Source organism: Dyella sp. ASV21 (assembly GCF_016428975.1).
Classification (GTDB): Bacteria; Pseudomonadota; Gammaproteobacteria; order Xanthomonadales; family Rhodanobacteraceae; genus Dyella.
This window is the reverse complement of sequence record NZ_JAELTT010000009.1, coordinates 1-20,101: the sequence shown is the minus strand read 5'-3', so window position 1 is coordinate 20,101 and position 20,101 is coordinate 1. Positions and strand designations below refer to the sequence as shown.

Below are 20,101 nucleotides of genomic sequence, written 5' to 3'. Positions count from 1 at the left end.
ACGGGCCAGCCAAGGCCTTAATTCAGGGAGGAAACACGTGCGAAAGCTGATCTTGCTGCTGATACTCGCCGGACTGTCGTGGTGGTACTTCGACTACAGCCGACGCATGACCGAAGCCCAGGTGCGCGAGGCCTACACCCTCCAGATCGACGCGATCCAGCAATTCGATGCGCAGCGTCAGTGCGCGCAGATTGCCGACGACTTCCAGGGCAACCAGGTCGTCCGGCAAGGCAGCCAGTCGATCGAAAAGCACTACGACAAAAAGGGCTTGTGCACCCTCATCACCCATGCCACCGAAATGGCGCAACGCATGAGCGCAGCCACCGGTGGCATGCTGGAACTGAAGGTGGACATCGAGATCAAGAGCATCGAACTCACTACCAACCGCAAGCAGGCCACCGTGCAGACCGTGTCCACGGTACGGCTGGGCGACATGACACTCTCGCGCGACCGCGCCACCGATCAATGGATCCGCCGCAACGGGCGCGTCCTCGTCATCGGCAGCGACTCCAAGGCCTGGGCCTACGCGCCTCAATAGCGGCCCACGTCAACCCCGTTTTGCCGTGCGCGGCGTTTCACGGATATGGTCCCCTATGAAGGCATCCATGCCACCGTCGCCCCGAAGTCGCCCAGCACCCCATCAGCCCGTGGACACACCGCTGTTTATCGTCGACCGTCGTTTAGCTTAACCTCGCTCGCGATGGATACCCCGGTGGACGACGACACAACCCTGATGCTTGCCTATGCCAAAGGCGAGCTGGCCGCGTTCGATACCTTATATGCGCGCCATCGTGGCACGCTGTATCGCTTCCTGCTGCGCAGCGCACGCGACCCTCGCGTGGCCGAGGAACTGTTCCAGGAAACCTGGAGCCGTGTGGTGGCGGCACGCGCCCGCTATACCCCGCAAGCCCGCTTCAGTACATGGCTGCTGCAGATCGCACATAACCTGCTCATCGACAGCTATCGGCGCAACCGCCCCACGAGCCATACCGAAGACGCCACGCAGTGGCTTGAGCAGCTACCCTCACCCGAACACGAACAACCCGAGCGCGTGCTCTCCGACTTCGAACGCCGCCGCCGATTGCAGCTCGCCATCGAAAGCCTGCCCGAGGAACAACGAACCGCCGTGTTGTTGCGACTGGAAAACGACCTCAGCGTGGAGGAGATTGCCCAAGTTACCGGCGTGGGGCGCGAAACCGCCAAGTCGCGCCTGCGCTATGCCATGAACCGATTGCGCGAACAGTTGGCCGAATGAACACGCACGATCCCCGCGACGACGAATCGCTACCCGGCGAAGACGCGCTGAAAGCGCTCTACGCCAGCCTGCCGCGCAAGGAGCCGCCGCCTGCGCTGGACCAGGCCGTGCGTCGCCTGGCCGCCGCAGCCGTACGCCCGCCCGCGCGTCGCCGGATACCACGCTGGCCGGTGAGCGTGGCCAGCGCGGCCATGCTGGTGGTTGCCGCGGGACTGGGCTGGCGCCTCTATCAACAACCGTCCGCCGTACCGACCCTGCCCACGCCGAGCGCCGTGACCGTACACGCCCCTGCCGCGCCGACGACCGCCGCACCGCCTGCAGCCGCCGAGGCATCGGCCGTGCCAGCCGAAACGCGGGCCGCCCCAACGATCACATCCGCTACGCCTGCTGCGGCCGGGGCGCCACACAGCCAACCCTCGGCCCATCAAGCCGTGCGCAGCGCCAAGGTCGCCACGCGCCCAAGCGAGGTTCGCGAGGCGCCCATGCGCGTGACGCCGCCCCCCGCACCACCCGCCCCCGCACCCGCCGTTGCCGTTTCCAACGAAGCATCGGCGCCGGTATCGATGAGTGCGCCGGCGCCGGCCGCGCCACCGGCCCCCAGCCCCGCGATGAAAGCCATGAGCGCACCCGCGCCGATGGCCTTTGCGCGGGCCGCGCCACCCGTCAACGACCCCGTCGCGTTCAATCCGGCCGACCCGCCAGCGCAGGAGCTGGAGAAGATTCGCCAGCTATTCGCGCAGCAGCGGCGGGACGAAGGCCTGCATCGGTTGGCTGATTTTCGCCAGGCCCATCCCGACATCGCCATTCCGGACGACCTGCGCGCCCAAGTACCCGATCATGAGTGACACGCTGTACTCCCTCGCCACGGCTTGCCAGCACGGCGAGGACATCAAAAAGAGTCGCTTTCTCGCCCAGGCCGCCCCGGTGCAGACGCCCGAGCAAGCCCTGGCCTTTGTGCGCCAGGTAAGCGACCTTGCCGCCACGCACAACTGCTGGGCTTACCGTATCGGACAGGACTACCGCTTCAACGATGATGGCGAACCCGGCGGTACGGCAGGGCGCCCCATTCTGCAGGCCATCGAGGGGCAAGGCATCGATCGCGCGGTGGTGGTAGTCACGCGCTGGTACGGCGGCATCAAACTGGGGGCGGGCGGCCTGGTTCGCGCCTACGGCGGCACCGCCGCCGAATGCCTGCGTCGCGCCGAACGCCTGCCCATCGTGCCCATGGCTCGCCTGGCGCTGCATATCGACTTCGCCGAGCTGGCCTTGCTCAAGGCGCGTCTGCGCGAGCTGGACGCGGAGTGCGTGCGGGAGGAGTTCGGCGCCGATGGCGTCATGCTGGAGATCGAGCTCCCCACCACCCGCGTCACGGAGGCGCAGGCGCGCGTCACCGATATCAGTCGCGGGCGACACCGCGCCCGCCTGCTGGATTGAATCGCGGTCACCACACCCCACCTTGAAAGCAGTGCGCTGAACCGGCGCGGATGCTGATCACAGGACACCATGAGCGAAACCGCCGACTCCCAGCGCCCGACCCGCCGCCTCGGCGCCTTGTGGCAGTTATGGCCCTTCGTCAAACCACATCGCCAACTCGCCATGGGCTGGCTGGTGTTCCTGGCCATCTCCTCCAGCGCCACCCTGGTGTTGCCCATTGCGGTACGCCACATGATCGACCAGGGCTTTGGACACTCCAGCGCGGCCACCATCAACACCACCTTCCTGGGCCTGTTCGGCGTGGCACTGGTGCTCGCCTTCGCTACCGCGGCCCGCTACTACTGCATCACCCTCCTGGGCGAACGAGCGCTGGCATCACTGCGCGCCAAGTTGTATGCGCATGTCATTCGGCTGGATGTCGGTTTCTTCGAACGCAGCCGCGTCGGCGAACTGATTTCGCGCCTGGGTACCGATACCGAAGTCATCCAGGCACTGATTGGCTCGGGGATTTCCGTTGCACTGCGCAGCGCGGTGATGCTGCTGGGTGCCACGGCCATGATGGTGTGGACCAGCCCACGATTGGCCGGCCTCACCGCACTGGTGATTCCCGCCGTGATGTTGCCCATCCTGGTATTCGGAAGGCGCGTACAGAAGCTTTCGCGCGCAAGCCAGGATCGCCTTGCCGACACCGCCGCCATCGCCAACGAAACCCTCAACGCCGCACCCGCGGTGAAGGCCTATGCGCGCGAGGATATCGAAAGCACGCGCTACGGCAGCGCCATTACCCGTGCACTGGCCACCGCTCGCAAACGCATTGGCATGCGCTCGATGCTCACCGCCGCCGTGATCGTGCTGTTCTTTGGCGCCATCACCCTGGTGCTGTGGGCTGGCGCGCGCGATGTACTGGCCGGCACGCTGGACGTGGGCGTGCTCAGTCAGTTCGTGCTGTATGCCTTCTTTGCCGCGGGCTCGCTGGCCGGGCTCTCCGAAGTATGGGGCGACGTGCTGCGCGCGGCGGGCGCCATGGAACGAATCGGCGAGTTGTTTGAAGAGCGCGCGGAAATCACCAGCCCCGCGCAGCCCACGCCGCTGGCTAAGCCACTGCGTGGCGCGCTGCGCTTCGAGCAGGTGGGCTTCCACTACCCCAGCCGCCCCGATGCGCCTGCACTGTACGACTTCGATCTGGATATTCGCCCCGGCGAAACGGTCGCTTTGGTCGGCCCTTCCGGGGCCGGCAAGAGCACCGTATTCGCGCTGCTGCTGCGCTTCTACGACCCCCAGCATGGGCGCATCACGCTCGATGGCGTGGACCTGCGCGCACTCGCCCTGCCAGAGCTGCGCGGCGCCATTGCGCTGGTGCCGCAGGAAACCGTGATCTTCAGCGGCAACGCAGCCGATAACATCCGCTTCGGCCGGCAAGACGCCGATGACGAGGAAGTGCGTGACGCCGCACGTGCGGCCGAAGCCCACGAGTTCATCAATGCACTCGGCAACGGCTACGGTGAAGAACTGGGCGAACGCGGCGTGCGGCTATCCGGCGGCCAACGCCAACGCATCGCCATTGCACGCGCCATCCTGCGCGACGCGCCCCTGCTTTTGCTGGACGAAGCGACCTCGGCGCTGGACGCCCAGTCGGAAGCCGCCATCCAGCAGGCACTGGAGCGGCTGGAGAAGGGCCGCACCACCCTGGTCATCGCGCATCGCCTTGCCACGGTGCAGCGCGCCGATCGCATCGTCGTGATGGATGGCGGCCGTATCGTGGCGCAGGGTACGCATCAGAGCTTGCTGGCCGAGGGTGGCCTGTACGCGGAACTCGCGCGCCTGCAGTTCACGACCTGATCAGGCCAGCACTCGCGTAAGGCCTATCTCTTTTGGTGTGGGGATGCACTGGGCGACCAGCGCATCCCTGGGGGGACGCGACGACTCAACCCGCGGCCCAGGCGGCCAGCAAGGCACGCACTTCGTCACCGTCGGTACGCGTTTCACCCGTACCCATGTCCAGTGCGTCATCGGGCCGATAGCGCATCCCGGAAGGATGGCTGCGCTTGGCGGAGGCGTGCAGCTCCATCGCCCCCGTCAATTTCGCCACCGTGGCGATATTGCCCGGCGTAATACCCGCACCCGGCATCACCGTGAGGCGATCGCCCGCTTGGGCGATCAATGCACGAATGCGCTCAGCACCTGCGAATGCAGAGCGCGCGCCACCGGAGGTAAGCAAGCGCTCCGCACCCAGGGCGATGACGTCCTCCAATGCACGCGACGGATCAGGGACCAGATCGAACGCACGATGGAACGTCACGCCCATGCCCTGGGCTGCATCGACCAGAACACGGCAACGGGCCATATCCAACTGCCCCTCGGCATCAAGCACGCCGATGACCACGCCATCGCAACCCAGCGACGAACACGCCGCAATGTCGCGCCGCATGGTCTCCAGTTCGTCATCGCCGTAGAGAAAGTCACCCGCGCGCGGACGGATCAACACATAGAGCGGCAACGCCACCTGCTCGCGCACCAGCGCTATCTCGCCGTACGAGGGCGTAAGCCCGCCCAGCTCCAGCGCCGTACACAGCTCGATACGCCCCGCGCCACCCGCTTGGGCAGCGCGCGCGGAGGCCAGCGAGTTGGCCGCCACTTCCAGCAGCATCGCCATATCAGTACACGCTCTTGGCGGGTACCAGACCATCCTGGCGCCCCGCATCGCAGACCGCGTAGGAGAAGCCCGGCTGGATCGCAAACGCGCCCACCTCGCCGTGACGATTCATGGCGAGAAAGCCCACCTGTAGATCCTTGGAAGCATTCGGGCGCTTCTTGACGATGCGCATCACCGCCTCGCGACAAGCCTCCTGCGGCGTACGTCCCTGGCGCATGAGTTCCACCACCAGGAAACTGCCCGCATTGCGAATGACTTCTTCGCCGACCCCGGTTGAGGTGGCGGCACCGACCTCGCCATCCACATACAGACCGGCCCCGATGATCGGGCTATCGCCCACGCGCCCGCGCAGCTTCCACGCCATGCCGCTGGTCGTGCACGCGCCCGCGAGACGCCCCTGCGCATCGATGGCCAGCATGCCAATGGTGTCGTGGTTACCCTTGCCGCCAGGGATGCCGGTCTTGCCGTAGTCGTGCACTTCGCTGTTGACCGAGGGCTGGTACTGCGCCGTCTTCAACCATTCCTTCCAGGCCGCTTCGGATTCGGGCGTAAGCAACTCTTCTTTTTTGAAACCCTGCTCCAGCGCGAATTGCAGCGCGCCCTCACCCACCAGCAGCACATGCGGCGTGCGCTCCATGACCCGGCGCGCCACCTGGATAGGGTGCGCGATGTGCTCCAGCGCGGCCACGGCACCGCAACTGCCATCCGCATCCATGATGCTGGCATCGAGCGAGACATGACCATCGCGGTCGGGATACCCGGCCCGGCCCACGCTGTGATTCTTCAGGTCCGCCTCCGGCACCATTACACCGGTTTCCACCGCATCCAGTGCATGGCCGCCCTGGGCCAACACCGACCACGCCGCCTGGTTGGCGGCGATACCGAAGTCCCAGGTGGAAATGACCCGTGCACCCGCCGCGCTCTTGCTGGCGGCGCGCACGGTAGAGGTCTGGCTGGCCACCGCCAGTGCGGACGCTCCCAGCAGGGAAGCCTTGAGGAAATCTCGACGGTCTGCCATCACTCGCTCCGACAATACGGTTATTGCTAACGCATAAACGAAGAAACCCCGCGTCCTGCGACGCGGGGCTCCCTGGTTATATCGATGACCGGCGCAGGCGCCGGCTGGCCGAGATCAACCAGCGATCTCGACGCCCGAAGCCTGGGCGCCCTTGGGGCCCGTGGTGACTTCGAACTTCACGCGCTGACCTTCCTGCAGGCTGCGAAAGCCCTTGGCGTTGATCGCCGAAAAGTGGACGAACACGTCCTCCCCACCGTCCTCGGGCGCGATGAAGCCGAAACCCTTGGCATCGTTGAACCACTTGACCGTACCGAAACGCATTGCGTGAACCTCTGAATCATGGACTGGATGCACCACGGTATAGCGCTGAACCACCTTGACCCCTTGGTCCGCCGCCCCTGGCACAAGCGGAAGTATCAACATGTTTGATGCCAAAGCGCAATACGGGTAATGCCCTAGTACGAATAATTCCCGGACGATTGCTCAGGATTTGAGCAGTACGCCGAGGATACGGGGTACTTCCGCCGTAGCCGCCGCAAGGTGCGCGAAAATTTCCTCGATGCTGATCTCGGCCTCGTCACCGCAACCTGCCGCGAAGTTGGCCACCAATGCGAGGCATGCATATTCCAAATCCAACTCGCGTGCCAATACAGCTTCCGGCATACCGGTCATGCCGACCAGGTCACAGCCATCGCGTTTCATGCGGGCAATCTCCGCGCGGGTTTCCAGGCGCGGCCCCTGCGTGGCGCCGTAGCAACCGCCATCTATCACCGCGACGCCGGCCGCGGTAGCCGCCGCAACCAACCGGCGACGCAGGGCTTCGGTATAGGGTTCGCTGAAATCGATGTGGCGCACTTCCGCGCCTTCCACGTCGCAAAAACTCGTGTAGCGCCCGTACGTGTAGTCGATGACCTGGTCCGGCACCACAATCACGCGCGGGCCCATGTCCGAACGGATGCCACCCACCGCGTTCACTCCAATGACGCGACGCGCACCCAGCGAGTGCAGCGCCCACAGGTTGGCGCGATAGTTCACGCGATGCGGAGGTACCGTATGACTCTCGCCGTGACGCGCCAGGAACGCAACGCGGCGCCCGGCGAAGTCGCCCATCACCACGTCACCCGACGCCGGGCCGAACGGCGTGTCGACGCTGTGGCGGCTGGTGTTCTCCAGCCCGGGAAAGTTGTACAAACCGCTGCCGCCGATAACGGCCAGATCGATAGTCACGGGTGGTTCCTGTCGTTCAATGAGTAAACGTTATGCCGTGGCGGCAAGCCGCTCGGCGAAGCCTTGCAAGTGGCGACCCAGCGCGTCACGCGTGCGCTCGTCGACCAATCGCCCTTCGATGATTTTGGTGTGCGCCTGGAACACCAGCACCTCGCCCTGTGGCTCCGTACGCGCGCCAGCGCGGCGAAGCACCTGGCGCAGTTGATCCTGCGCACGCACGGTACCGGTCATACCGGGACTGGCGCCCATGATGCATACGGTTTTGCCCACCAGCGCCGCGACCTGACGCGAACGGCCCGCACGCGAAGCCCAGTCGATGGCGTTCTTGAGCACGCCGCTGATACCGCCGTTGTACTCCGGGCAGGCGAGCAGCAGGCCATCAGCCCCCGCGATGGCATCCTTCAGCGCCACTACGGAAGCGGGATCGCCCTGCTCTTCCACATCCTGGTCGAACAGCGGCAACGCGTGCAGGCGATGTATGGTGATGTTCATGCCGGCCGGCGCAACTTCTTGCGCCGCATGCAACAAGGTCGTGTTGAACGACGCCTGCCGCAGGCTGCCCGAAATGCCAAGGATATTCATGCGAGCACTCTCAATAGGTTGAGCCGACCGAACGCCGTCTGGCAGCGAAATCACTTGAGCGCGTAGATGCCCGGCAGGTTGCGACCCTGCTCGTGGAAGTCCATGCCGAAACCGAATACGTAGCGATCGGGCAGCTCGACGCCGTTGAAGTCCGACGTGATGCCTTCCACCAGTCGATCGTGCTGCTTGGTGCACAGGCTGGCGATCAGCACGCGACGGGCGCCGCGACGCAGGCAGTCGTCGCGCACCGCCTTCAGCGTGTGGCCTTCATCCAGAATATCGTCGACCAGCAACACCGTGCGCCCTGCCAAATCCGCGGCAGGCTCGCGCAGCCAATGCAACTCGCTGCCCGAGGTGGCGCCGCGGTAACGGGTGGCGTGCACGTAGTCGAACTCGACATCGGTACGAATGGACAGCGCGAGATGACCGGCAAAGATCAATGCGCCGTTCATGACGGTGAGAAATACCGCGCGCTCGCCATCGAGCGCGGCATCGATATGCCGCCCCATATCGGCGATTACCGATTCGAGCGCGGAGCGATCGAACAGCAGGTCGGCATCCGCCAGCGCGGCGGTCAGGGAGGGTTGTTTGGCAGTCATGCGGGCTTGCTTCCTTCCACGGCATGCAAGGCCGTGATGCGCGCGATGAAACGCTCGCGCTGCGGGTTGTCGTTGAGTCCGTCCCAGGTGGAGGCGACAGCACCCTGTAAGGGCGCCAGACGCTCAGGCGCGCTGGCGGCGCGCCCCTGCACCGCCGCGATGGCTTCCGCCACCACCTCGGGGAAACAGGCCAATACCAGATCGCAGCCGGCATCCAGGTGAGCGGTGACGCGAGCGGCCACGCCGCCCGCCGCACCTGCGGCCGCCATGCTGATGTCGTCGCTGATCACCGCGCCGTTGAAGCCCAGCTCGCCACGCAGGATGTCGCCGATCCACCGCGCCGAGAAACCCGCAGGCTGCGCATCCACCGCGGGATAGATCACGTGCGCCACCATCACCGCTTCGGCATGCGCAGCGATGCTTTCCATGAAAGGCACCAGGTCGTCGCGGCGAATGGCGTCCAGCGTTCGTGGATCGATGGCGGCGGCCTTATGCGTATCCACGGCCACCGAGCCGTGACCAGGAAAGTGCTTGAGCACGGCGGCCATGCCACCCAGGTGCATGCCGCGCACATAGGCCTGCGACAATTCAGCCGTGACAACCGGGTCCGCGTGGAAAGCGCGAGGGCCGATGGCCGCGTTGCCGCGAGCCAGATCGACCACCGGCGCGAAACTGAAATCGACGCCGCTGGCGCGCAGTTCGCTGGACATCACCCACGCGTGTTCTTCGGCGAGGCGAATTGCCTCCTCGGGATCACGGTCGTATACCGCGCCAATGGCGGACAACGGCGGCAAGCGAGTGAAGCCTTCGCGGAAGCGCTGCACCGGGCCGCCCTCCTGATCCACCGCGATCAACATCTGCTCGCCACCCACCGCCCGGATGGATTCCACCAAGGCGATCAGCTGATCGCGCGAGGCGAAGTTGCGCGCGAACAGCACCACGCCGGACACGCCGGGCGCGGTCAGCCACGCATGTTCGGATTCGGCCAGCGCGGTGCCGGCCAGACCGATCATCAGCATCAGACAGCCTCCCCAGCGGCGTCGCGCTCGTCCTGCGACCAGCCCGCATACGGGTGGTCGATCAGGTTGACGTTGTAATAGCGCGGCAGATGGCTCACCTCGCGCCCCAGCCAATCCGGTCGCGGGAACGGCGCATCGGGCGCGCTGAGCTCAACCTCGGCCACGACCAGACCAGCGTTCTCACCGAAGAATTCGTCGATCTCGAACAACGTGCCGTCGACGATGACGTGATGGCGAATCTTCTCGAGCACCCCATCGCACAGCGTCGCCAGCATCTGCTCGGCATCCGCCAGCGGCATGGGGTACTCAAACTCGGCGCGTTCAATGCCCAATTGCGCGGACTTGATATTCAGCCACGCGCGTTCGCCGGCACGGCGCACGCGCACCGAAGCGCGTGCCGCGCCATCGCGCAGCGCCTGTGCACCCACCAGATAGCCCTGCGCAATGCGTTCGCTCTGCGTTACGGCGTCGCGCCACGCATCGCTGCACAGGAGAAATTTGCGCTCGATCTCAATGCCCATGTTGCAACCGTTCCGAGAGAGGGTGTGACCGTGGCTCAACGTTCGAACAAGGCGATCGATTCCACGTGGGCGGTGTGCGGGAACATATCCATCACGCCGGCCGCGCTCAAGCGAAAGCCATGCTTTTGCACCAGGATGCCGGCATCGCGTGCCAGCGAGCCAGGATGGCACGATACATACACGATGCGCTGGGTTTCCTTGTTCGGCAGATACTCCAGCACCTTGTCCGCGCCGGCGCGCGGCGGGTCGAGCAGGATCTTGTCCCACGACTGCTTGGCCCAGTGTGCGTGACGCTGGTCCTCGAACAGGTTGGCGACTTCGAATCGGGCATGCGTGATGCCGTTGCGCGCGGCGTTTTCCGCGGCACGCTCCACCAGGCCATGCTCACCTTCCACGCCGACCACCTCGGCCACGCGACGCCCGATAGGCAAGGTGAAGTTGCCCAGGCCGCAGAACAGGTCCAGCACGCGGTCACCCGGTTGCGGATCCAGCAGTTCCATGGTGCGCGCCATCATGCGTCGATTCATGCCGGCGTTGACCTGCACGAAATCCAGCGGACGGAACTCCAACTCCACATCGGCGATGGCTGCATCGCCACTGGGAATGCGAAATGCCAGGCGCGGATGCTCAGGCCACAGCGGATGCACGCTGGTGACGCCGCCGGGCTGCAAGTAGATGTCAAAGCCATGCTGCTGGCCGAACCCGACCAGCGCGTCACGATCACCCTCACTCAAGGGCGACATGTGGCGGAACACCAGCGCCACGGCGTCATCGCCGGCGGCGAATTCGATCTGCGGAATATCGCTGGCCGCCTCCATGCCACTGACCAGCTCGGCCAGCAGGCCGATCTTGGGACCCAGCGCCGGGTGCACGACTTCGCACTGGGTGATATCAGCCACGAAACGTGGATTGCTCTCTTCGCGAAAGCCCACCAGCACGCGCCCCTTCTTGGCCACCGCACGCACCGACAGGCGGCCCTTGCGGCGATAGGCCCAGGGTTCGTCGGTGAGTGGCGGCAACCACAGCGCCGGCTCGACCTTGCCGATGCGCTCGAAGTTGTCCTTCAGCACACGCTGCTTCATCTCGATCTGCGCCGTCGCGTCCAGGTGCTGCAAGGAGCAGCCGCCGCATTGGCCGAAATGGCGGCAACGCGGTTCCACGCGATGCGGCGAACGGGTGATCAGTTCCACCACCTCCGCTTCGTCGTAATGGCGATGGCGCTTGCGGATGCGCAGTTTCACGTTCTCGCCCAGCAAGGCGCCGCTGACAAAGACGGCCTTACCGTCGATGCGGGTGACACCCTTGCCGTCGTGGCCGAGGTCGGTGATGGTGGCTTCGAATTCGTTCATGGATACGTAACGGCTCCCGGAAACGCGCGCGCCCGGATCAACGGACCCGGGCGCGACAATCGGGTGAAAAGGAGGGGCGAAAAGCTTACTTCTGCTTCCAGGCGCCCGAGGGGTCCTGATAATACCAGCCCGCGCGCGCCCGCTCGATCCAGCCCTTGGCGAAGGTGGCGCGAATCTGACCCTCCCACTCGGGGTGGCTGTTGGCATTGGCCACTTCGCGATACAAGGCGTTGCGGTCGCGGTTCTCATCGGCCACGGCGGCATTGACGCCCGCGCGCTGATCCAGCGGCACCTTGCCCGCGTCGCGCACGGCCACCAGGCCGTCCTGGGTGAAGCCGATGGCGCCGCTATTGAACAACGCCGTCAAGGTGTCGCGAAAACGGGCCTGCATACGGCCATGGATCGCCTCCGTGGTCGGCGTCTGGACGCGGAGATTGGGCACGTCGGCCGCATAGGCGGCCGGAATCAGCACATCGAGCAGCATGGCAGAGGGCTGGCTGCCTTTCTTGGGCGGCGCGGCCGGCAGCTGGGTCTCGGGTGCCGTAGCCGGAGCGGCGTCCAGCACGGTGCCGATGAACTGGTCGGCCGCCTTCTGCGCGGCGGCCTCCGGAAAGTACACGTTGATGGTGACGCACCCCACCAAGGCCACCAGCACGGTGGTTAGCAATCCATAGACGAGCTTGCGCATATTCGACTCCTTCGGGGATGGGGGCTTGGCAGGTAATGCGATTAATGGACTTCCGGCCCATTACCCTCGATGGCTGCCTTGAGGCGGCGCACCAGGGTCGGCCAGTCGACCTGGGCTTGATGACCGATAACCTGCAGGCGCGGCAGGCCGCTGCCTTCCACAATAGTGTAGCCATCGGCCGTGGCCTCCAGGCCGCCCATATGGCAAACCGATGCCTGCAGGCTGCAATTGAGGCCGATCCGCTTGTAGCCGAAGGTTTTGAACAGCTTTAGCACGGCACCTTGCAGGCCAGCTGCCATACCGCCGCCGCCCACCGAGGTGAGGTTATTCACGGCGCGCTGGCTGATGCGGCCACCGCTGCCGGCAAGCAGGTTGGCCTTGAAGGCCACCGGATTCCAGTTCACCAGGCGCAGGTCGTCGATGGAGCCATCCATTCGACCGGTGATGCTGCCGAAATCGAACACGCCGGTCATGGCGGCCAGGTCGAGCTGGCGCAACTGCACGTCACCCGTGAGCACCGGGCTGGCACTGAATGGCCCCTGCAAGCTCATGCGCGTTATGTCCACGAAACCATCGAAGACATTCACCGACAGGCCGCCCTCAAGGTCGAAGCGATCATCCACCCAGCGCAGCGCCGGAATGGCGCCGCCCAGAGTGCCCTGGAACTCGGGCCAGCCCATGGCCCGCGAGAAGGCCGCCATGTCGATGCCGGTGAACGCCAGCGAGGTGGACAGTCGCCGCCCCCTGGCCGCCGCCGGCCGCCATTCCAGTTCGCCAATGCGGGCTCGGCCATTCAACACCGGCAATTCCAGGGGGCGCTGCAGGCTCAAGGCACCGCCGCGACTCTGCCAATGTCCCTGCGCCGCGCCGTTGACGATGCGATAGACCTGCAAGCCCTGCCAGCCCAGCGTCGTAGCCGGCCGATCGCCCTCCGAGCGCCAATCCAGGCCTCCACGCAACCCCTTCACCGCCAGGCGGCCCTCGCCATCGGCCAGATCGAGCCCTTCGGTTTCAAAGGCAAAACTGCGCAAACCGCTGGCATCCATGTCCAAGCTGCCGGTGAGCTGCCCGTCGATGCGCGCATCGCGTATACCCAGCGTGGCCAGCCACGCCTGCCCGTATCGCTGATAGGCGGCCGGGAATCGCGTCTGCAAACGATCGAGCTTGAGCTTCTGCAACTCGCCCTTGCCGTTGAAGGCCATGGCGCCATCGAACTGCAACGCATCCGCGTCGGCGACACGCAGGCGATTGAAATCCACCGTGCCGTTATGGGTCGCCGCGGAGAGGCTCAGCTGAACCGGATGATCCGGCAGTCGCGCATAGATGGGACCGAGCAACAACTCGCCGCCGCGCAGGCTGGCATCGAGATCGATGCGCGCCGGACTGAGCGTGGTATCGATGTTCAGGCGACCGTTGCCATTGACCGATTGGCCGGCCAACGTGCCACCGGGCGTATCGAAGCCCGCACCGCTCAAGGCGAACTGCCCGGATGCCTGGATACCCTTGTCCGCCAGATCCAGCGCCATGTCGGCATCTAACTTGCCCGCCGTGGTACGCCCCGACCACACCGTGCCCAGCAAACCTTGCAGCCACGCTGCAGGCAAGCCTTTCAAGCTGATCTGCGCGTGGGTCGGCTGATCCAGCGGCAGGGCCGTGCTCGCCTGGGCCTGACCTTGACTGACATTGATCTCCAGCGTGTTGGCTGCCTCATCCACCACCATGCTGACCTTGGCATTGCTCAACGCGCCGCCGGGCGCTCCGGCCAACTGGACATTGCCATCGAACAACCAACGCATGCGTACATCGCGCTGGAGGTTGCCACGCAGATCCAATCCCACGCGCTTCCAGCCCATGGCCGGCACGTCGGCCTTGGCGGCGCGTAGGTTGAGGTTGAGCCCTCCCTGGCCATCCTCCGCCACGCGCGCCTGCATATCCTGCATCTTAAGTCCGGGAACACTGACGGTGTTGGCGCCCAGGGCGATATCCGCCCGCGCAGACGCGGCCATGCCCATCCCGACCAGGAGGCACAAACTGAGTAGTAGATAGCTTGATGTGAGGCGCATGAGACGCCATTCTGCCAAATTCAGCTGAACGACACGGACTAGTCATGCTCAACCCGCATTCCAGCGACACGCCGCGCCCGGTTGGCGCGCCCGACGTTCCCCGTGCCCTGGTCGCCGATGACGACCCGAGCAGCCGCCTGTTCCTGGTGGAGGCATTGCGCAGCCTGGGCCTGGACGCCCATTCCTGCCATGACGGACTGGCCGCGATAGCCCTGGCCCAGGATGAGCCCTTTGACTTGTTGCTGCTGGACTGCCGCATGCCGGGCGCGGGTGCCGAGCAGGTGCTAGCCGCCTTGCGGCAGGATCCCACCGCCCGCTCCACCGACTGCACCGCCGTCGCCACCAGTGCGGAAATGGACGTGAGCGAGCGCCAGCGCCTGCTCGGCGCCGAGTTCAGCGAAGTGCTACAAAAGCCGTGCAGCGTGGCCGACCTGCGGCGCATCCTCACCCTTGTACAGGCAGGCGCCGCCAGCATGCCGTTGCTGGATGACACGCAGGCCATCGCCACGATGGGGGATGCCGAGGTAGTCAAGGCCATGCGCGCCTTGCTGCGCGCCGAACTGGTCGGGCTGTACCAGGAACTGGATGTTCTGAGAGGCGATGCCGAAGCATTCGCCGAACGCCTGCATCGACTGCGCTCGTCTTGTGGTTTCTGCGGTGCAGCCGCGCTGGGCTCGCAGGCCTACATACTGCAACGCCACCTCAAGCTCGGCCACCTGGGCTCACTGGCGCCGTTGTCGCGTTTTCGCAAGTCCCTGCTGGCCACCATCGACGTGCTGGGCCACGAAGAAGCCCCCTGATACCGCCACGGCGTTACCGGCGCGACATGGCCGCACCCAGCACATGCCAGGCACGCAGCTCACCGCCGCCGAGATGGAAGCGAATCACCTCGCGCATCATCACGCGCAGTGACGACAAACCGGCCGAATCAGGCATGCGATCTTCGGCCAGTGCCAGCAAATCACTGCCACGCAGGGCGTGTGCCGTCCCCGGACGGCAGCTGGCCGGCCCCTGCTCCACCACATAGCGATACAGCTGCCCGGGATCGACGGGCTCGCCGGATTCGGCCTCAAATTCCAATTGCAGGCCATAGCCCACGGCTTCGAGCAGATCGCGCTCGAACCGCCGCAGACTCCACGCCAAAGGCTCACCCAGGGCCAGCCTCGGCAAGGCCTGCGCATAGGCATCGAATAATTGCGGCTGCGGGTCCTGGCGCCCGGTCAGGCGCACCACCAGTTCATTGAGATAGAGGCCAGCCAATCCGGCATCCCCCAGCAAGCGCCAGGGCACGCCGATGGTTTCGGCAGCCTGGAGGGTGGCCAGCTCCCCGCGCAGCAAGAGATCCAGCGCAAGCGGCTGGAAAGGCTCCAATTGCGCGCGCTGCAAACGGGATCGCTCCCGCCGCACACCGCGCGCCACCACACCCATGCGCCCATGGTCGCGAGTCAGGCATTCAAGCAGCAGCGAGGTTTCGCGATAGGGCCGCGCATGCAGAACATAGGCGGGCTGCTGCTCCAGGCGCATGGCGAGGGCCCCGCTGATTAGTCGGTGTAGCCGAACTTCTTGAGCATCGTCTCGTCGTCCACCCAGCCCTCACGCACCTTTACCCATAGGCGCAGGAAGACCTTGCGCTCGAACGCGCGCTCCATGTGACGCCGAGCCGCGCTGCCGATCAGCTTGAGCTGAGCACCGCCCGCACCAATGACGATGGCCTTCTGACCATCGCGCTCCACCCAGATCACCGCATGGATTTCAGCCACGCCATCGGGACGATCCTGGAACTGTTCAATCTCCACCGTGGTGGCATAGGGCAACTCCTGATCCAGGCGTAGCATCAACTGCTCGCGCACCATTTCGGCGGCCAGGAAGCGCTCGCTGCGATCGGTGATCTCATCCTCGCCGTACACGGGCGGCTGCACCGGCAGGCGCTTGAGAATGCCCTGTTCCAGTTCCTTCAGGCCCTTCTGCTTCAAAGCGCTGAGGTAGTACACGTCATCGAAGCTGTGGCTGCTCATCAGCTCCGCCACGAACGGCAGCATGGTCGACTTATCCTTGGCCAGGTCAACCTTGTTGATCACCAGCAGACGCGGCACCGTCTGCTCGAGCAACGCGTCGTACAGCGCCTGGTCCTCGTCGGTCCAGCGACCGGCCTCGATGACCTGCACCACCACATCGACTTCGCTGATCGCCGAGCGCGCCGCGCGATTGAGGCTGCGATTCATGGCGCGCTTGGCGCCACGATGCAGGCCGGGCGTATCCACGTACATGATCTGGCCGGCTTCGCTGGTGGCGATGCCCAGAATGCGGTGACGCGTGGTCTGCGGGCGCGGGCTGACAATGGATAAACGAAAGCCGATCAGCGCGTTGAGCAGGGTCGACTTGCCGACATTGGGCCGCCCCGCCAGCGCGACCGTGCCGCAGCGGTAGTCGTCATGGGGAAGCTCGGCGGGGGCGCCAAGGTCGAGATCGTCGTTGTCGTTCATGGTCTGAGCCTGTTTCGGTCTTCCCCGAGCTGCCGCCAGCGGCGGTCCAGACGAACAGGGAACGGGAGAAAGTGTAAGTCGTTGCCGCCACAGGGTGATAACCCATGGCGGCTGACGGTGTTGTGAGGCCCCCAACGGGGCCGGCGGACATCAGCCCTGCCAATCCTGCAGCTGGCGCAGCACCGTCTCGGCCGCCTCTTGCTCGGCGGCGCGGCGGCTGCTGCCACGGCCCTCGGCATGAATAGCCGTCGGCTCCGTGATGTCACAGGAAACATCGAAGGTCTTGGCGTGATCTTCGCCCGAACTATCGATCAACTCGTATTGCGGTAACGGCCAGCCACGCCCTTGCAGCAACTCTTGCAGCCGCGTCTTGGCGTCCTTTGAGGAGCGCGGAATCGCCGCCACCAAGGGTTCGAACAGGCCACGCACCACGTTGCGGCACTCGGCAAAGCCGGCGTCCAGATACACCGCCGCGATCAGCGCCTCGAACGCATCGGCCAGAATCGATTCACGGCGAAAACCACCGCTCTTGAGCTCGCCGGAGCCCAAGCGCAATTTGTCGCCCAACTCCAGCTGGCGAGCGATGCCCGCCAGGGCCTGACCGTTGACGAGCTGCGCGCGCAGGCGCGAAAGCTCGCCCTCGCTGGCATTGGGATGCGCCTCGTACAGCAGCTCGGCCACGATGACGCCGAGCAAAGCATCGCCGAGAAACTCCAGCCTCTCGTTGTTGGGCTTACCCACGCTGCGGTGGGTCAGAGCCAGCTCGGCGAGTGCCGGATCACGAAAACAGTGAGCGAGCTTGATCAAATGAGGGGCCTGTCTTTAACTGCCGACATTGCCCTGCAGGTTCACGCTCTTGTCGAAGTGAAGCAGGAAGTCGATGTTGTAGATAAACGGGACGCGCTTTTCGTAGTTCACCGACAACACGGCTGCGTTGTTGATGCGCTTGATGGTGATGTCCTTGGGCTTGATGGTGGCGTCGTCCACATACTGAAAGCCCATCTTGAACATCAGGTCTCGACGCAGATCGTCGAGCGACTTGCCCTCGACGCCACTGGAAGCCACCTGGCTCATGGCCTTGCTCACGCCCAGGTATTCCGTATAGGCCGGCACCAGCTTCATGGCCATGTAGCCAAAGAAACCCACCACGATCAACACCACCAGGAACCCGATCAGGGTGATGCCTGTCTGTTTCGATTTCATAGTCCCCTCGCTACGCCGCGTTGCGGCATCGACCCTGCACTGACTCGCCGGCCAGAGGCCGGCGAAACCGACAATAAGCCCATTGTCGCTGCAAGTCACCGCGGCCGCCACGACCGCGGAGTCAACGCCCGTCACGGTTTTCAATGAATAACCGTGCCCATGCGATGGAAGGCTACGCCCGAACCTGTCCAGCTCAACCAGATCAGGAAGGCCTTGCCGGCGAGGTTCTGCTCCGGCAGGCAGCCCCACCAGCGGCTGTCGGTGCTGTTGTAGCGATTGTCGCCCATGGCCAGGTAGCAGCCCTGCGGCACTACCAGCGGTACGCGGGCATTGGGTAGCGGCGGCGGAATGGCGTAGTTGGGCATGCGTGCGGTGAGGTGATTCACCACGCCGCCCTGGCCGTTAGGCAGGTGCTCGTTCCACACCGTTGCGCCCATTTCCAGCATCAGGCGCGATTCGGTGCGCTTGGGATCGCCCTCGTAGGGGCCAACCAGGTCAGCCGCTACCGGCTCGCCGTTGATGATCAACTGGTCGCCGCGCATTTCCACGCGATCGCCCGGCACACCCACCACGCGCTTGATCCAGTTCTGGCTGGGCACCGGCGCATGCGGGTCGGTACAGCTTTGGTCGCCGCTGCGTACCAGCGCGCCGCCGTCCTCGCACAGGTAACCAGGGAAACGGAAGACCACCACGTCGCCACGCTTGGGCTCACCCAGGCTCACGAACTTGTTGTTGAACGCCGGCAGGCGCAAGCCATAGGAAAACTTGTTCACCAGGATGAAGTCGCCTACATCCAGCGTCGGCATCATCGAGCCGGAGGGAATGCGGAACGGCTCGGCCACGAACGAACGAAGCACCAGCACTACCAGTACCACCGGGAACAACGAGCGCGACCAATCCACCACGATCGGCTCGCGCACCGGCGCGCCCGCGGCATCGGCTTTTTCCTTGCGCTGCTTGTAGAAGAACAGGCGATCCAGGCCCCACACCACGCCAAACAGCACGGTGAGGCCAAGCAGAATCGCCGAAAAGTCGAAATCCATGCCCTACTCCAAGGTTGCTCGGCGAGGGGGACGCCGAATCCGCAGGTTTATTATTTGTCCACCTTCAACACGGCAAGGAAGGCCTCCTGGGGAATCTCCACGCGGCCGACCTGCTTCATGCGCTTCTTACCTTCTTTCTGCTTTTCCAGCAGTTTTTTCTTGCGGCTGACGTCACCGCCATAACACTTCGCCAGCACGTTCTTTCGCAGCGCTTTCACCGTGGAGCGGGCGACGATCTGCGCACCGATGGCGGCCTGGATCGCCACGTCGAACTGCTGACGAGGGATCAGGTCCTTCATGCGCTCAACCAGATCGCGGCCGCGACGCTCAGCGTGGATACGATGCACGATCAAGCTCAGTGCATCCACGCGATCGCCATTGATCAACACGTCCACGCGAACGAACGGGCCAGCCTCGAAGCGCTCGAAGTGGTAGTCCATCGAGGCATAGCCTCGCGACACCGACTTGAGTCGATCGAAGAAATCCAGCACCACTTCGGCCAGCGGCATCTCGTAGGTGATCTGCACCTGGGTGGCCAGGTACTGGATGGAACGCTGCACGCCACGCTTTTCCTCGCACAGCGTAATGATGTTGCCGATGTAATCGGCCGGCGTGAGGATGTTGGCCACGATGATCGGCTCGCGGATCTCCTCCATCAGGTGCGCCGGCGGCAACTTGGCCGGGTTGTCCAGCATCAGGATCGAGCCATCCGACCTCAGCACCTCATACACCACGGTGGGCGCGGTGGTAATCAGGTCGAGATCGTATTCGCGCTCCAGACGCTCCTGCACGATCTCCATGTGGAGCATGCCCAGGAAGCCGCAGCGGAAACCGAAACCCATGGCCTCCGAACTTTCCGGCTCGAAGAACAGCGCCGCGTCATTGAGGCGGAGCTTGTCCAGCGCCTCGCGCAGAGCCGGATAGTCATCGGCCGAAACCGGGAACAAGCCGGCAAACACACGCG

General features: G+C 64.8%; 22 protein-coding genes and 1 pseudogene. 6 read left to right on the top strand and 17 right to left on the bottom strand.

What is annotated here, in order from left to right; all coding sequences use genetic code 11:
* Nucleotides 1-37 precede the first annotated feature (37 nt).
* From JHD67_RS04955 to JHD67_RS04935, 5 genes are all read left to right on the top strand, one after another.
* Nucleotides 38-538 carry a hypothetical protein gene (locus tag JHD67_RS04955; protein ID WP_199097921.1) on the top strand — a complete coding sequence of 167 codons (501 nt, stop codon included), beginning with the start codon at nucleotides 38-40 and terminating at the stop codon, nucleotides 536-538.
* 162 nt (nucleotides 539-700) lie between these two features.
* Nucleotides 701-1,255 (top strand): RNA polymerase sigma factor, encoded by a 555-nt coding sequence (locus JHD67_RS04950; RefSeq protein WP_199097919.1) that lies wholly within the window; start codon nucleotides 701-703, stop codon nucleotides 1,253-1,255.
* Nucleotides 1,252-2,100, top strand: coding sequence for a hypothetical protein (locus JHD67_RS04945; protein WP_199097917.1), 849 nt, complete (start codon nucleotides 1,252-1,254; stop codon nucleotides 2,098-2,100). The genes JHD67_RS04950 and JHD67_RS04945 overlap by 4 nt, the downstream gene beginning before the upstream one ends.
* On the top strand, nucleotides 2,093-2,689 hold the full coding sequence (locus JHD67_RS04940) for a YigZ family protein (RefSeq protein WP_199097915.1): 597 nt from the start codon (nucleotides 2,093-2,095) through the stop codon (nucleotides 2,687-2,689). The genes JHD67_RS04945 and JHD67_RS04940 overlap by 8 nt, the downstream gene beginning before the upstream one ends.
* A gap of 69 nt (nucleotides 2,690-2,758) precedes the next feature.
* Nucleotides 2,759-4,528, top strand: coding sequence for an ABC transporter transmembrane domain-containing protein (locus JHD67_RS04935; protein ID WP_199097913.1), 1,770 nt, complete (start codon nucleotides 2,759-2,761; stop codon nucleotides 4,526-4,528).
* 85 nt (nucleotides 4,529-4,613) lie between these two features.
* Here JHD67_RS04935 and JHD67_RS04930 read toward each other — a convergent pair whose 3' ends face one another.
* The 11 genes from JHD67_RS04930 to JHD67_RS04880 form a co-directional block, all read right to left on the bottom strand.
* Nucleotides 4,614-5,336, bottom strand: a complete 723-nt coding sequence (locus JHD67_RS04930; protein WP_199098069.1) for a copper homeostasis protein CutC — start codon at nucleotides 5,334-5,336, stop codon at nucleotides 4,614-4,616.
* 7 nt (nucleotides 5,337-5,343) lie between these two features.
* Nucleotides 5,344-6,360, bottom strand: a complete 1,017-nt coding sequence (locus tag JHD67_RS04925; protein ID WP_199097911.1) for a N(4)-(beta-N-acetylglucosaminyl)-L-asparaginase — start codon at nucleotides 6,358-6,360, stop codon at nucleotides 5,344-5,346.
* A gap of 114 nt (nucleotides 6,361-6,474) precedes the next feature.
* Entirely contained in the window at nucleotides 6,475-6,681 is a 207-nt protein-coding gene (locus JHD67_RS04920) for a cold-shock protein (RefSeq protein WP_019465945.1), read from the bottom strand.
* A gap of 162 nt (nucleotides 6,682-6,843) precedes the next feature.
* The gene (locus JHD67_RS04915; protein ID WP_199097909.1) at nucleotides 6,844-7,587 is read right to left on the bottom strand and encodes an S-methyl-5'-thioinosine phosphorylase; all 744 of its coding nucleotides are present in this window, start codon (nucleotides 7,585-7,587) and stop codon (nucleotides 6,844-6,846) included.
* A 30-nt stretch (nucleotides 7,588-7,617) separates the two neighbouring features.
* Nucleotides 7,618-8,169, bottom strand: a complete 552-nt coding sequence (locus JHD67_RS04910) for an NADPH-dependent FMN reductase (RefSeq protein ID WP_199097907.1) — start codon at nucleotides 8,167-8,169, stop codon at nucleotides 7,618-7,620.
* Between the two features lie 50 nt (nucleotides 8,170-8,219).
* Nucleotides 8,220-8,768, bottom strand: a complete 549-nt coding sequence (locus JHD67_RS04905) for a hypoxanthine-guanine phosphoribosyltransferase (protein WP_199097905.1) — start codon at nucleotides 8,766-8,768, stop codon at nucleotides 8,220-8,222.
* Nucleotides 8,765-9,787, bottom strand: coding sequence for a beta-N-acetylhexosaminidase (gene nagZ, locus JHD67_RS04900; protein WP_199097903.1), 1,023 nt, complete (start codon nucleotides 9,785-9,787; stop codon nucleotides 8,765-8,767). The genes JHD67_RS04905 and nagZ overlap by 4 nt, the downstream gene beginning before the upstream one ends.
* Entirely contained in the window at nucleotides 9,787-10,308 is a 522-nt protein-coding gene (locus JHD67_RS04895) for a CYTH domain-containing protein (protein ID WP_199097902.1), read from the bottom strand. Before JHD67_RS04895 ends, nagZ begins: the two co-directional genes overlap by 1 nt.
* Before the next feature lie 35 nt (nucleotides 10,309-10,343).
* On the bottom strand, nucleotides 10,344-11,657 hold the full coding sequence (gene rlmD / locus JHD67_RS04890; protein WP_199097900.1) for a 23S rRNA (uracil(1939)-C(5))-methyltransferase RlmD: 1,314 nt from the start codon (nucleotides 11,655-11,657) through the stop codon (nucleotides 10,344-10,346).
* A gap of 85 nt (nucleotides 11,658-11,742) precedes the next feature.
* Nucleotides 11,743-12,345 carry a YdbL family protein gene (locus JHD67_RS04885; protein WP_199097898.1) on the bottom strand — a complete coding sequence of 201 codons (603 nt, stop codon included), beginning with the start codon at nucleotides 12,343-12,345 and terminating at the stop codon, nucleotides 11,743-11,745.
* 41 nt (nucleotides 12,346-12,386) lie between these two features.
* Nucleotides 12,387-14,408, bottom strand: coding sequence for a hypothetical protein (locus tag JHD67_RS04880; protein ID WP_199097896.1), 2,022 nt, complete (start codon nucleotides 14,406-14,408; stop codon nucleotides 12,387-12,389).
* 44 nt (nucleotides 14,409-14,452) lie between these two features.
* Between JHD67_RS04880 and JHD67_RS04875 the strand changes: the two genes are divergently transcribed.
* Nucleotides 14,453-15,208, top strand: a complete 756-nt coding sequence (locus tag JHD67_RS04875) for a response regulator (RefSeq protein WP_199097894.1) — start codon at nucleotides 14,453-14,455, stop codon at nucleotides 15,206-15,208.
* 13 nt (nucleotides 15,209-15,221) lie between these two features.
* Here the strand turns inward: JHD67_RS04875 and recO are convergent, their stop codons facing one another.
* From recO to JHD67_RS04845, 6 genes and pseudogenes are all read right to left on the bottom strand, one after another.
* Nucleotides 15,222-15,932, bottom strand: a complete 711-nt coding sequence (recO, locus tag JHD67_RS04870; RefSeq protein ID WP_199097892.1) for a DNA repair protein RecO — start codon at nucleotides 15,930-15,932, stop codon at nucleotides 15,222-15,224.
* Nucleotides 15,933-15,949: 17 nt separating this feature from the next.
* The gene (gene era / locus JHD67_RS04865) at nucleotides 15,950-16,891 is read right to left on the bottom strand and encodes a GTPase Era (protein ID WP_199097890.1); all 942 of its coding nucleotides are present in this window, start codon (nucleotides 16,889-16,891) and stop codon (nucleotides 15,950-15,952) included.
* Nucleotides 16,892-17,041: 150 nt separating this feature from the next.
* The gene (rnc, locus tag JHD67_RS04860; protein ID WP_199098067.1) at nucleotides 17,042-17,695 is read right to left on the bottom strand and encodes a ribonuclease III; all 654 of its coding nucleotides are present in this window, start codon (nucleotides 17,693-17,695) and stop codon (nucleotides 17,042-17,044) included.
* Nucleotides 17,696-17,713: 18 nt separating this feature from the next.
* The gene (locus tag JHD67_RS04855) at nucleotides 17,714-18,094 is read right to left on the bottom strand and encodes a DUF4845 domain-containing protein (RefSeq protein ID WP_199097887.1); all 381 of its coding nucleotides are present in this window, start codon (nucleotides 18,092-18,094) and stop codon (nucleotides 17,714-17,716) included.
* Between the two features lie 140 nt (nucleotides 18,095-18,234).
* Nucleotides 18,235-19,137 carry a signal peptidase I gene (lepB, locus tag JHD67_RS04850; protein WP_199097885.1) on the bottom strand — a complete coding sequence of 301 codons (903 nt, stop codon included), beginning with the start codon at nucleotides 19,135-19,137 and terminating at the stop codon, nucleotides 18,235-18,237.
* 50 nt (nucleotides 19,138-19,187) lie between these two features.
* Nucleotides 19,188-20,101: pseudogene (locus JHD67_RS04845) on the bottom strand (elongation factor 4); the annotation flags it as partial.